This is a genomic window from Kitasatospora aureofaciens (assembly GCF_019192735.1).
Classification (GTDB): domain Bacteria; phylum Actinomycetota; class Actinomycetes; order Streptomycetales; family Streptomycetaceae; genus Kitasatospora; species Kitasatospora aureofaciens_A.
In genome coordinates this window covers 356964-369522 of record NZ_JAHTKP010000001.1, presented here as the reverse complement: position 1 = coordinate 369522, position 12559 = coordinate 356964, and the positions used below count along the sequence as shown (strand labels likewise).

Sequence of the window (12559 nt, the reverse complement as noted above, 5' to 3'; positions counted from 1 at the left end):
GTCAGGGTGCGGCGCGCACGTTACGGGGGCGTTGCCCGGCCGTCACCTGCAGGTAAGCGAAACCGCCGCTCCGGTTACGGCAGATGTCCGTCCGCGCACCCTGCGGCCCGGGTGCCGTGAGAGAGGTGTACCGCGCACGCAACACGCGTGACCCGGACGTGAAACAGCGGACGGCGAGATTCCTCGGCATGACGTTGACCAGCCCGCCGGCCCCCACGGCGCCCACCGACACCCACTGCCCGTACTGCTCGCTGCAGTGCGGCATGCGGCTGGGCGGCCCGACGGCGGACGCCCCGGCCGAGGTGCTGGAGCGGCCGGACTTCCCGGTCAACCGGGGTGCGCTCTGCGGCAAGGGCCGCTCGGCGCCCGCCCTGCTCGCCCGCGACGTCCGGCTGACCGGCCCGCTGCTGCGCGACCGGCCCGGCGGGCCGCTGCGGGCGGCCGGCTGGCCGGAGGCGCTGGACCGGGTGGCGGCCGGGCTGGCCCGGGTGCGGGCGGAGCACGGGCCGGACGCGGTGGGCGTGTTCGGCGGGGGCGGGCTGACCAACGAGAAGGCGTACCTGCTGGGCAAGTTCGCCCGGGTGGTGCTGGGCACCGCCAACATCGACTACAACGGCCGGTTCTGCATGTCCTCGGCGGCGGCCGCGCACCGCAGGGCGTTCGGCCTGGACCGCGGGCTGCCGTTCCCGCTCGCGGACATCCCGCACACCGGCTGCCTGATCCTGGTCGGCGGCAACCCGGCCGAGACGATGCCGCCGGCCCTCCGGTACTTCCGTGAACTGCGGGAGAACGGCGGCACGTTGATCGTCGTCGACCCGCGCCGCACCCGCACCGCCGAACTCGCCGACCTGCACCTCCAGCCCAGGCCCGGCGGCGACCTGGCGCTCGCGCTCGGCCTGCTGCACCTGGTGATCGCCGACGGTCTGCTGGACAAGGACTTCGTCGCCGCCCGGACCAGCGGCTTCGAGGCGGCCCGAGAGTCGGCGATGGCGCACTGGCCGGACCGGGTGGAGCGGATCACCGGCGTGCCCGCGCACCAACTGCGGGAGGCTGCCCGGCTGTTCGGCGGCGCCGAGACCGGCATGGTGCTCACCGCGCGCGGGCCGGAGCAGCAGAGCAAGGGGACGGACACCGTCGGCGCCTGGATCAACCTGTGCCTGGCCACCGGCAAGGCCGGCCGCCCGTACAGCGGGTACGGCTGCCTGACCGGGCAGGGCAACGGGCAGGGCGGGCGCGAGCACGGGCAGAAGGCCGACCAACTGCCCGGCTACCGCTCGATCGAGGACCCGGCCGCCCGCGCGCACGTCGCCGTGGTGTGGGGCGTTTCGGCCGAAAGCATCCCGGGCCCGGGCCGCTCGGCGTACGAGCTGCTGGACAGCCTCGGCCGTCCGGACGGCGTCCGGGCGCTGCTGCTGGCGGGCTCCAACCCGGCGGTGTCCGCGCCGAACGCCGGGCATGTCACCGAACGGCTGCGCGCGCTGGACCTGTTGGTCGTCGCGGACCTGGTGCTGTCGGAGACGGCCCGGCTCGCGGACGTCGTCCTGCCGGTCACCCAGTGGGCGGAGGAGGACGGCACCACCACCAACCTGGAGGGTCGGGTCATCCTGCGGCGCCGCGCCTTCGACCCGCCGGAGGGTGTGCGCAGCGAGCTGTGGGTGCTGCGCGAGCTGGCGGCCCGGCTGGGCGTGGCGAGCGGCTTCCCGGTCGAGGCCGAGGAGGCGTTCGACGAGCTGCGGCGGGCTTCGGCGGGCGGCGACGCCGACTACGCGGGCATCAGCTACCGGCGGATCGCGGCCGAGGACGGGGTGTTCTGGCCCTGCCCGGCGGAGGACCACCCGGGCACGCGGCGGCTGTTCCTGGACCGGTTCGCGACACCGGACGGGCGGGCCCGCTTCGCGCCCGTCACCCACCGGCCGGCCGGCGAGGAGCCGGACGAGGCGTACCCGCTGTACCTGACCACCGGACGGGTGCTCGCCCAGTACCAGAGCGGCGCGCAGACCCGGCGGGTGGCCGAGCTCAACGCGGCGGCGCCCGGCCCGTTCGTCGAACTGCACCCGCGGCTCGCGGAGCGGCTCGGGGTGGCGGACGGGGAGCAGGTCGCGGTGACCAGCCGGCGCGGACGGGCGGTGGCGGCGGCGCGGATCACGGACTCGATCCGGGCGGACACCGTGTTCATGCCCTTCCACTGGCCGGGCGCGGGGCGGGCCAACAGCCTGACCAACCCGGCGCTCGACCCGGTGTCGCGGATGCCGGAGTTCAAGGTCTGCGCGGTGCGGGTGGAGGGGGCGGCGTACGCGGTCGGGGCTCGTACGGAGGGGGCGGCGTACGCGGTCGGGGCTCCTGCGGAGGGGGCGGCGCAAGCGGTCGGGGCTCGTACGGATCGAGAGGAGGTCGCGGGATGACGCGGGAACCGAGGATCGCCGTCGTCGGCGGCGGCATGGCGGGCGCCAGGTTCGCCGAGCGGTACGGAGCGCTCGGCGGGCACGGCAGCGTCACCGTCTACGGCGCCGAGCCGCGCGCCCCCTACAACCGGGTGCTGCTCGCGGACGTGCTCACCGGGCGGTACGACGCCGAGTCGATCGCGCTGCCGCTCGGCGGCGCCGAACCGCGGCCCGGCTGCGAGGTGCTCGCGTTCGACCCGGAGGCCCGGACGCTCGGGCTGGCCGACGGCACCGTCGAGCCGTGGGACGAGCTCGTCCTCGCGACCGGCTCCAACCCGGTGCTGCCGCCCGTCCGCGGGCTGCGCCGCCCCGACGGGCAGGGCCTCGCCGAGGGCGTGCACACCCTGCGCACGCTGGAGGACTGCGGCCGGCTCGCCGAGGAGGCGGTCGGCGCGAAGCGGGCGGTGGTGATCGGCGGCGGAGTGCTCGGGGTGAGCGCCGCGCGGGCGCTCGCCGCGCTCGGAGTCCGCACCGAGATCGTCCACCAGGGGCCGCACCTGGTCGAGCGTCAGCTCGACCACGAGGCCGCCGCGGTGCTGCGGGAACGGCTGCTGGCACTCGGCGTGGAGTGCTACCCGGGCAACCGGGCCCGCGCCGTGCACGGCGGCATGGGGGGACCCCCGGCCGGAGGCTGGGGGAGGGTCGGCGCCGTGGAGCTGGCCAACGGCTACCGGCTCGACTGCGACCTGGTCGTGCTCGCCTGCGGCACCCGCCCCCGCACCGCCCTCGCCTACGGCGCCGGACTGCCGGTCGGCACCGGCGTCCTGGTCGACGACGGGCTCGCCACGCCCGCGCCCCACGTGTCCGCGATCGGCGACTGCGCCGAGCACCGCGGCATCGTCCACGGCCTGGCCGGACCCGCCTGGGAGCAGGCCGACGTGCTGGCCCGGCGGCTCTCGGGCGCCGACCCGGACGCCCGCTACACCGGCTCCCGCCCGCGCGCCCGGCTCAGCACCGGCGACCTCGAGTACGCGGCCTTCGGCGCCGTGGACGAGACCCTCGACCCCGGCCTCGACGTCCTGCGGATCACCGATGCCACCCGCGGCAGCTACAAGAAGCTCGTCCTGCGCGGCGACCGCCTGGTCGGCGCGATCCTGCTCGGCGACCTGGCCACCGTGGACGCGCTGGCCGGCGCCTGGGAGAGCGACGGACCGCTCGGCGGCCACCCCTTGCACCTGATCACCCGAGGAGTACTGCGATGACCAAAAGCGACGGGATGACCGAAAACAATGGGATGACCACTGACGACCGCAGTATCCGGGACCTCGTCCTGGTCGGCCACGGCATGGTCGGCCAGCGCTTCCTGGAGGCCTGGACCGAGCAGCCCGCCGCGCGCGGCTGGCGGGTCACCGTGCTCGCCGAGGAGCCCCGGCCGGCGTACGACCGGGTCCACCTCAGCGCGCTGTTCGACGGCCGCACCGCCGAGGACCTGTCGCTCTGCCCGCCCGGCTTCCTCGCCGAGCACGGCATAGACCTGCGCCTCGGCGACCCGGTCACCGCGATCGACCGGGCCGGGCGGACCGTCACCACCCGGTCCGGCACCGAAGTCCGGTACGACGTCCTGGTGCTGGCCACCGGCTCCGTCCCGTTCGTCCCGCCGGTGCCCGGGAAGGACGCCGCCGGCTGCCACGTCTACCGCACCATCGAGGACCTGGACGCCATCCGCGCCGACGCCGAGGCGGCCGGCACCGGCGTCGTGGTCGGCGGCGGCCTGCTCGGGCTGGAGGCCGCCGGGGCGCTGAAGGCTGGCGGACTGGCCACCCACGTGGTCGAGTTCGCGCCCCGCCTGATGGCCGTCCAGGTGGACGACGGCGGCGGCGCGGTGCTGCGCCGCAAGATCGAGGACCTCGGCGTGACGGTGCACACCAGCGCCGGCGCGAGCGGCGTCGTCACCGGCCCGGACGGCCGGGTCACCGCCCTCGCGCTCTCCGACGGCCGCGAACTCCCCGCCGACCTCGTGGTGTTCTCGGCCGGCGTGCGCGCCCGCGACCAGCTCGCCCGGGACTGCGGCCTGCCGGTCGGCGAGCGCGGCGGCATCGTCGTCGACGCGCACTGCCGCACCGAGGACCCGGACATCCTCGCCATCGGCGAGTGCGCGCAGGCCGCCGACGGCCGGGTCTACGGCCTCGTCGCGCCCGGCTACCAGATGGCCGAGACGGCCGCCCGCACCCTCGCGGGCCCGGCCGGCGAGGGCTTCACCGGCGCCGACACCTCCACCAAGCTCAAGCTGCTCGGCGTCGACGTCGCCAGCTTCGGCGACCCGCACGGCACCGCCGAGGGCGCGCTCGACGTGCTCTACAGCGACAGCCGCAGCGGCGTCTACCGCAAGCTCGTCATCGGTCCTGACGGCGCGCTGCTCGGCGGCGTCCTGGTCGGCGACACCGAAGCCTACGGCACCCTGCGCCCGCTCGCGGCGGCCGGCAAGCCGCTCACCGTCGCCCCCGAACAGCTCGTCCTGCCGGCCGGGTTCGCCTCCGCCGGCCCGGTCGCCCTGCCCGACGACGCGGTGCTCTGCTCCTGCCACAACGTCACCCAGGGCGCCGTCCGCGCCGCCGTCCGCGACCAGGGCTGCGACAGCGTCGCCGCCGTCAAGAAGTGCACCCGGGCCGGCACCGGCTGCGGCAGCTGCCTCAAGCAGCTCGCCACTGTCGTCACCGAGGAGCTGGAGGCCGCCGGCGTCAGCACCTCGAAGGGCCTGTGCGAGCACTTCACCCACACCCGCGCCGAGCTGTACGAGATCGTCCGGGTCACCGGGATCACCGCCTTCACCGAGCTGCTCGACCGGCACGGCAGCGGGGAGGGCTGCGAGATCTGCAAGCCGACCGTCGCCTCCATCCTGGCCAGCCTCGGCAACGGCCACATCCTCGACGGCGAGCAGGGCGCCCTCCAGGACTCCAACGACCACTTCCTCGCCAACCTCCAGCGCAACGGCTCCTACTCGGTCGTCCCCCGGGTGCCCGGCGGCGAGATCACCCCCGAGGGCCTCATCGCGATCGGGGAGATCGCCCGCGACCACGGCCTCTACACCAAGATCACCGGCGGCCAGCGGATCGACCTCTTCGGCGCCACCGTCGACCAACTTCCGGTGATCTGGAGCAAGTTGGTCAACGCCGGCTTCGAGTCCGGGCACGCGTACGGCAAGGCGCTGCGCACCGTGAAGTCCTGCGTCGGCGAGACCTGGTGCCGCTACGGCGTCCAGGACTCCACCGCCCTCGCCATCGAGCTCGAACTGCGCTACCGGGGCCTGCGCTCCCCGCACAAGCTCAAGTCGGCCGTCTCCGGCTGCGCCCGGGAGTGCGCCGAGGCCCAGAGCAAGGACTTCGGCATCATCGCCACCTCGGCCGGCTGGAACCTCTACGTCGGCGGCAACGGCGGCATGACCCCCCGGCACGCCGACCTGCTCGCCGCCGACCTCGACCGCGAGACGCTCATCCGCACCATCGACCGCTACCTGATGTTCTACATCCGCACCGCCGACCGCCTCGAACGCACCTCCGTCTGGCTGGAGCGGCTCGAAGGCGGCCTCGACCACCTGCGGGCCGTCGTCCTCGACGACTCGCTCGGCATTGCCGCCGAACTCGACGAACTGATGGCGCGTCACATCACCGGCTACCAGGACGAGTGGGCCGAGACCCTCGCCGACCCCGGCCGGATGCGGCGCTTCGCCTCCTTCGTCAACGCCCCCGGCACCCCCGACCCGGCCGTGACCTTCGTCCCCGAACGCGGCCAGATCCGCCCCGCCCGCCCGGGCGAATCCGGACAGACCCTTACTGCCCCGGTGCTCGTCGCCGGGGCCCGACTGGAGGTGCTCACCCCGTGACCGTACAGATCCACGACGGCACCCGCTGGCACGCCGTCTGCACCCTCGACGACCTGCAGCCCGGCCGCGGCGTGGCCGTCCTGCTCTCCGACGACGAACAGATCGCGCTGTTCCGGGACCGCTCGGACGCGTTGTACGCCGTCGACAACCGCGACCCGTTCAGCGGCGCGCAGGTGCTCTCCCGCGGCCTGCTCGGCAGCCGCGGCGACCGGCCCACCCTCGCCTCGCCGATGTACAAGCAGGTCTTCGACCTCACCGACGGCCGCTGCCTCGACGAGGACACCGCCCCCGACGGCGCCCCGGCCGTCCTGCGGCGCTGGCCGGTCCGGCTCGCCCCCTCCGGAGGTGCCGCATGACCACCGCCGTCGACGCCAGACGGCCCGCGCCGCTCAGCGGATGGGACCCGGAGGACGAGGAGTTCTGGGAGCGCGCCGGCGCCCGGATCGCCCGGCGCAACCTCGTCTTCTCCGTCCTCTCCGAGCACATCGGCTTCTCGGTGTGGAGCCTGTGGTCGGTGCTCGTCCTCTTCCTCGGGCCCGAGTACCACATCGACACGGCGGGCAAGTTCACCCTCACCGCGCTCCCGACCGCGCTCGGCGCGCTGCTGCGGCTCCCGTACACCTTCGCCGTCGCCAAGTTCGGCGGGCGGAACTGGACGGTCATCAGCGCGCTGCTGCTGCTCGTCCCGACCGCACTCGCCGCGGTGGTGCTGGAGCCGGGCGTCTCGTACGGGACGCTGCTGGCGGTGGCGTGTGTCGCCGGCGTCGGCGGGGGCAACTTCGCCTCCTCCATGGCCAACATCAACGCCTTCTACCCCCACCGGCTCAAGGGCTGGGCGCTCGGCATCAACGCGGGCGGCGGCAACCTCGGCGTCCCGGCGGTGCAGCTCCTCGGCCTGCTCGTGCTCGCCACGGCGGGCGCCACCCACCCCCGGCTGCTGCCGCTGCTCTACCTGCCGCTGATCCTGCTCGCGGCGGCGGGGGCCTGGTGGCGGATGGACAACCTGGTCATCTCGTCGTCGGGCGAGGGGCGGGCGCTGCGCGAGGTGGTGCGGGACCCGTACGGCTGGGCGGTGTCGACGCTGTACATCGGCACCTTCGGCTCCTTCATCGGCTTCGGCTTCGCCTTCGGGCAGGTGCTCCAGGTGCAGTTCCACGACCGCTTCGACACCCCGGTCAAGGCCGCCGCCCTCACCTTCCTCGGGCCGCTGCTCGGCTCCCTGCTGCGGCCCGTCGGCGGGCGGCTCGCCGACCGCTGGGGCGGCGCCCGGGTCACCCTCGCCACCTTCGCGGCCATGGGCGCCGGGACGGCCGTGGTCCTGGCCGCCTCCCGGGCGGGCTCGCTGCCGCTGTTCCTCGCCGGGTTCATCGCGCTGTTCGTCCTCAGCGGGATCGGCAACGGCTCGACGTACAAGATGATCCCCGCGCACTACCAGGCCCTCGCCCGGGCGGCGGTCGCCGCGGGTGCCGATCCGGCGGCGGCCGAGGCCGCGTCCCGGCGGCGGACCGCCGCGCTGATCGGGCTCGCGGGCGCGATCGGGGCGTTCGGCGGGGTGCTGGTGAACCTGGCCTTCCGGCAGTCGTTCCAGGCCAGCCACAACGGGGACGCGGCGTACGTGGGCTTCCTGGTGGCGTACCTGGCGTGCTCGGCGCTCACCTGGGCGGTCTGGCTGCGGCGGCGGTGAGGCGGGCGGGCCGTCCGGGTGCCTGGGCCGTCCACGGAGCCGTTCGTGACACGGTCGGACGACCCGGCGTGCGGGGCGCAGGGCGGGCGGTTAGCGTCGGTCTCAGCGCGTTCTCGTCCCCGGGAGGCCGGCAGTGCAGCGGTGGGTCCCCCTGATGCGGCCGCCGGCCCGGCTCACCCGGGCCGGCGGCGCACTGCTGCTCGCCGCAGGCCTGAGCGGCTGCCTCAGCGGTTGCCTCAGCGGTTGCCTCAGCGCCTACGTCGGCCCGGGCCCGGCCGAGAGCAGCTCCGCCGCCCCGCCGTCGTCGGCCGCCCCCCGGCCGACGGCCACGACCGCTTCGGCGGCGGGGACGGTGATGATCTCCGACTTCCTGTTCCAGCCCGCGAACTTCACCGTTCACCCCGGTGCTGCGGTGACGGTGGTGAACGCCGGCACCGTCGAACACACCCTCACCGCCCAGGACCGCTCCTTCGACACCGGCCCCATCGCCCCGGGCACCTCGGCCACCTTCACGGCGCCGACCCAGCCCGGGGCCTACTCGTACCTGTGCACCTTCCACCACTTCATGCGCGGCATCCTGACGGTGGCCCAGCGGCCGTCCTCGGCTCCGTGACCCCACAGGTGAAGTGTGCCGCTCGTGTGCCATCGCATGCTCTACAGTGCTGTAGAACTAAGGGCTGGTAAAGCCGGCGCTGCGGTGGGGCTGACACGCTCGGGTCGGGGCCGGCAGGTGAACAGCGAACGGGGTAGAACCATGGACAGGCCGCTACGACTGCCGCAGCAGGACCGGGCCGACTTCGAGACGGTGCTCAGCAGGGCGCTGGCGGGGGCGCCGGTGCAGGCCGCGCTGCGCGAGATCGGGGACGAGGCGCACGGCGTGGAGCGGCTGCGGCGGAGTGCGCGGGACAACGCGGAGTACGTGCTGGCTGCCGCGGCGCCGGAGTACGAGCGGTACGCGGCCCTGCGCGCGGACGCGGATGCGGTGGCGCGGCTGCCGGTGGACGCGTCCGGGCGGGAGCGGGCGTCGGGGTGGCTGGGCGTGCTGGCGGTGATCGTGCCGATCGTCGCGGGTGCGGCCGCCGCGATCTTCCTGCTGCTGGGGTACGCGTTCGGGCTCGCCGACGACCTGGAGGTGCCGGGGCAGGCCCTGGTCGGTGCCGGGTGGATCGCGGCCGGGGTCGCGCTGGTGAGTGCGCTGGCCGGCGGGCTCGGCCTGCTGGGGACGGCGTCGCGGTCGCGGGCGGCGGAGTCCGGGGACACCGGGGGCGTCGGGGAGCTGGCGCCGGCCCGGGAGGCGTGGCGGACGGCGCTGGCGGAGCGCGGGATGGTGCCGTACCTGGTGGCTCAGGCGAGCGCCGGGCGCGGCGGGGCCACCGCCACGCCCGGGTCGCACGTGTGAGGGATCAGCTGTCGCGGCGGCGCAGGTCGAGGGACCAGATGCCGCGCCCGAAGGTGGCGGCGTAGAGCTTGCCGTCGGGGCCGGTCTTCAGCTGGAGGACCGAGGTGGTCGGCAGGTCGTCGCCGAGGAGCTTGAACTGGCTCTCGCCGGGGGCACGGTAGAACGCGGCGAGGTCGGTGCCGAGGGCGAGGCCGCCGCCCGGCAGGAGCTTGACGGTGTCGGCGGGGACGTCCGGCAGGTTGGCCGAGATGTCGGTCCAGGTGGTGCCGCCGTCGTGGGTCTCGAAGAGGTGGCCGATGCCGGCGCCGGGGCCCTCGGTCCACGACCGCGAGAAGCCGGAGAAGGCGACGACGACGTGCTGGGCGTCGTTCTCGTCCACCGCGAACGACGAGATGTAGCGGTTCGGCAGAAGGCCGTTGACCGGCAGGTCGAGCTGGTGCCAGCCGGTGCCGTCGGTCTTGCCGACGGCGATGCCGCGGGTGAAGCCCTGGTTGTTGCAGGGGCCGCACCAGCCCGCGTACACCGTGCCGTTGACGGTGGCGACGGCGGTGGCGACGTGGCCGGCGCCGAGGTCGTAGGCGCTGGTCCACTCGCTGCCGCTGCGGATCGCGAAGCCCTTGTTCTGGACCCAGATGTGGCGTCCGCCGGCGATCCAGGTGTTGGTGTTCCTCGGGTCGGTGGTGATCGGCGCGATGAAGCGGGCGCCGGCGCCGCCGAGGTCCTTGTCGGGCGGGGCGACCTCGAAGGAGGTGGCCTTGGTCGGGTCCTTCAGCCAACTGCCGTCGTTCACCGCGCAGTTCTGGGTGACCCACATGTCGAGGTAGACGTACTCCTCGGCGATGTTGCAGCCGTTGGCGGGGTCGACGATGGTGTCGGCGCCGTCGCCGCCGAAGTCCGAGCCCATCACCTTGTCGTGGGCGCGCAGGACGGACTCGCCGTTGTCCTGCAGGCCGCCGCTGACGACGACGCCCCGGCCGGACGGGTCGGCGAGGTCCTTGCCGACGCCGACCGAGTAGTACTGCAGGGTGTCGATGGTGCCGTCGGCGAGGGAGGTCCAGTCCTTGGCGTGGCCGTACGCGTCCAACTGGCCGTCGACCGGGCGGCGGTAGATGCCGCCGTCGTTGCCGACGAAGACGTTCGCCTTGCCCTGGTAGCTGCCGATGGCGACGGCGTGCTGGTCGGAGTGGGTGGTGGGGGAGCAGGCGCCGGTCTGCTTGGTCGGGTCGATGCTCCAGCACGGGAAGCCGTTGTTCCAGTACGGCGCCGCGGTGACCCACTTGTTTCCGCCGTCGGTGGTCTCGAAGACCTCCTCCAGGCCGGCGTAGACGTGGTCGGGGTTGGCCGGGTCGACCTGGAGGAACTGGTTGTACCAGGACTGGATGCCGGGCTGGTAGCCCGGGTCCTGGAGGGCGGAGCCGGAGCCCTTGAGCTTGTCCTTGTCCGCGATGAGGGTCCACGGGCCGGACGGGGAACCGGACTTGGAGACGTAGACGCCCTTGAGGCCGGTGTCGGGGTTGCTCGCCATGACCGCCGGGGACTGGTCGATCGCGTAGTAGCGCGAGCCGTCCGCCGAGCGGGCGAAGGTGACGTTGCCGACGTTCGCGGCGTCGGTGGGCAGGTCGCCGAGGGAGGCGATGCGCTGCCAACTGCCGTCCGCCGCCTTGCTGTAGAAGCCGTTGTAGGTGTCGCCGCCGCGCCAGCCGACCGCCAGGATCACCTTCGAGGGGTCCTTGGGGTCGATCGCGACGTCGTTGGCGATGTTCTTGTACGGCGCGCTCGGGTCGCTCGCCTTCGAACCGCCGGGCAGGTACTCGGGGTTGGGCGCGAACTCCAGGGTCCAGGGGCCGCTGAGGGTGGTCGCGGAGTGGCTCCACACGCCCCGGCTGGTGGCCGCCCACACCTTGTCGCCGGCGAAGCGCAGCGCGTGGATGGTGGTGGACTCCAGCTCGGCGCCGCCGACGCGGTCGCCCGGCTGGAACCTGCCGTGCTTGGGGTCTCCGAGGACATACACACCCGTGCCGACGTACGAGGTGGCGCCGGTGTTGGACTCGCCGGTGGCGTACCAGAGCCGGCCGGAGCCGTCGAGGTTCAGCGTGCCGGTGGAGAGGGAGGGCAGCTTGTCGGAGATGGGCTCCCAGTGGCCGCCGCCCGTACGGGAGCGGAAGACACCGCCGTTGGCGCCGCCCGCGTACACGTAGCCGTCGTCGTCGGCCGCGATGCCGGTGATCCGGCCGGTGACGTAGCCGGCGCCGCCGCTGGAGTTGGAGTTGACGTCGCGGTAGCGCGGGTCGTCCGAGTTGTACGGCTTGCTGGTGACGTGTTCCCACTCGCCGGAGGTACGCGGCAGCGACTTCAGCTGCGCCCAGGCCGCGCCGTACGCGCCGGGGGCGACCACGCCGGGGGCGGTGCGCGCCTCGGTGAACTGGGCGGTGGATTCCATGGAGTTGTGGGCGTCGTCGCTGCCGCCGTCGCCGCCGCCCGTGGTGCCGTCGTGGGTGGTGACGGTGCCGGTGACGGTGGTGGGGGTGGTGCCAGTCTGTGGTGCCGCGAAGGCCTGGGTGGTGGTGAGACCGAGCGCGGTGAGTGTCACGGCGATCGGGAGCAGCCGTCGGTGTTGCCTGTCGGGCACGGTGGAGTCCTCCCCTGGACGTTCCGCGGTGCGCGGGTCGCGCACCCGGCGGAGCAGACCGAAGCCTGTCCGCCGGACGGCCGGGGGAGAAGGGAAAACGGGTAAGGAGTGAGTAAAAGCCTTTTCCGTTCAACCAGTTGGGATTAACTGTATGAATGTTCCTTGGGGGATTCCGTGCTGGACGCCGTGACGGGCGTGACCTGCTGCTCGACGAACTCCAGCAGGTTGCCCACCGGGTCCTGGGTGTAGAACCGGCGGTTCGGCGGCAGGGAGGTGTCCCACACCACCAGGGCGCCCGAGGTTTCCAGCCGGCCGGCGAAGTCGTCGATCTCGTCGACGGCCAGGCCGGGATGGGCCTTGGTGGTCGGCCGGAACCCGTCCTCGATGCCCAGATAGAGCCGGACCCGGCCGCCGTCGGCGGCGAACCAGCAGCCGCCGCGCCGGTCGAGCGTCGCGGGGCGGGGGAGTTCGGCCATCTGCAGGATGTCGCCGTAGAAGGCCCGCAGCAGGGCCTCGCTGCCGGGCGGCGCGGCGAGCTGGACGTGGTCCAGGGCAGTGATCATCGAACGGTTCCTCTCTCGGTTCG

General features: G+C 73.9%; 9 protein-coding genes. 7 read left to right on the top strand and 2 right to left on the bottom strand.

All coding sequences use genetic code 11. From position 1 onward, the window contains the following. Nucleotides 1-188: 188 nt before the first annotated feature. The 7 genes from KV557_RS01595 (at nucleotide 189) to KV557_RS01565 (ending at nucleotide 9344) form a co-directional block, all read left to right on the top strand. Nucleotides 189-2402 (top strand): molybdopterin oxidoreductase family protein, encoded by a 2214-nt coding sequence (locus KV557_RS01595; RefSeq protein ID WP_218197717.1) that lies wholly within the window; start codon nucleotides 189-191, stop codon nucleotides 2400-2402. Continuing rightward, nucleotides 2399-3643, top strand: a complete 1245-nt coding sequence (locus tag KV557_RS01590) for an NAD(P)/FAD-dependent oxidoreductase (protein ID WP_218197716.1) — start codon at nucleotides 2399-2401, stop codon at nucleotides 3641-3643. Before KV557_RS01595 ends, KV557_RS01590 begins: the two co-directional genes overlap by 4 nt. Before the next feature lie 32 nt (nucleotides 3644-3675). Further along, complete coding sequence (gene nirB, locus KV557_RS01585; protein ID WP_218197715.1) at nucleotides 3676-6261, top strand: nitrite reductase large subunit NirB; 2586 nt, start codon at nucleotides 3676-3678, stop codon at nucleotides 6259-6261. Further along, nucleotides 6258-6617 (top strand): nitrite reductase small subunit NirD, encoded by a 360-nt coding sequence (gene nirD, locus KV557_RS01580; protein ID WP_218197714.1) that lies wholly within the window; start codon nucleotides 6258-6260, stop codon nucleotides 6615-6617. Before nirB ends, nirD begins: the two co-directional genes overlap by 4 nt. Beyond that, entirely contained in the window at nucleotides 6614-7945 is a 1332-nt protein-coding gene (locus KV557_RS01575) for a nitrate/nitrite transporter (RefSeq protein WP_218197713.1), read from the top strand. Before nirD ends, KV557_RS01575 begins: the two co-directional genes overlap by 4 nt. Nucleotides 7946-8078: 133 nt before the next feature. Then, a complete protein-coding gene (locus KV557_RS01570) occupies nucleotides 8079-8558 on the top strand; it encodes a cupredoxin domain-containing protein (RefSeq protein WP_308129720.1) in 480 nt (159 codons plus the stop codon). Nucleotides 8559-8699: 141 nt separating this feature from the next. Beyond that, the gene (locus tag KV557_RS01565) at nucleotides 8700-9344 is read left to right on the top strand and encodes a hypothetical protein (protein WP_218197712.1); all 645 of its coding nucleotides are present in this window, start codon (nucleotides 8700-8702) and stop codon (nucleotides 9342-9344) included. A gap of 4 nt (nucleotides 9345-9348) precedes the next feature. On the opposite strand, the gene KV557_RS01560 is transcribed toward KV557_RS01565, so the two are convergent. Both KV557_RS01560 and KV557_RS01555 read right to left on the bottom strand, forming a co-directional pair. After that, nucleotides 9349-11973 carry a glycosyl hydrolase gene (locus tag KV557_RS01560; RefSeq protein WP_218197711.1) on the bottom strand — a complete coding sequence of 875 codons (2625 nt, stop codon included), beginning with the start codon at nucleotides 11971-11973 and terminating at the stop codon, nucleotides 9349-9351. Between the two features lie 143 nt (nucleotides 11974-12116). Next, complete coding sequence (locus tag KV557_RS01555) at nucleotides 12117-12536, bottom strand: VOC family protein (protein WP_218197710.1); 420 nt, start codon at nucleotides 12534-12536, stop codon at nucleotides 12117-12119. Nucleotides 12537-12559: the final 23 nt, after the last annotated feature.

Bases quoted from the DNA above. Each gene is read 5' to 3' on its own strand.
- KV557_RS01595 (WP_218197717.1), top strand. From the start codon at position 189: ATGACGTTGACCAGCCCGCCGGCCCCCACGGCGCCCACCGACACCCAC.
- KV557_RS01590 (WP_218197716.1), top strand. From the start codon at position 2,399: ATGACGCGGGAACCGAGGATCGCCGTCGTCGGCGGCGGCATGGCGGGC.
- nirB (WP_218197715.1), top strand. From the start codon at position 3,676: ATGACCACTGACGACCGCAGTATCCGGGACCTCGTCCTGGTCGGCCAC.
- KV557_RS01575 (WP_218197713.1), top strand. From the start codon at position 6,614: ATGACCACCGCCGTCGACGCCAGACGGCCCGCGCCGCTCAGCGGATGG.
- KV557_RS01565 (WP_218197712.1), top strand. From the start codon at position 8,700: ATGGACAGGCCGCTACGACTGCCGCAGCAGGACCGGGCCGACTTCGAG.
- KV557_RS01555 (WP_218197710.1), bottom strand. From the start codon at position 12,536: ATGATCACTGCCCTGGACCACGTCCAGCTCGCCGCGCCGCCCGGCAGC.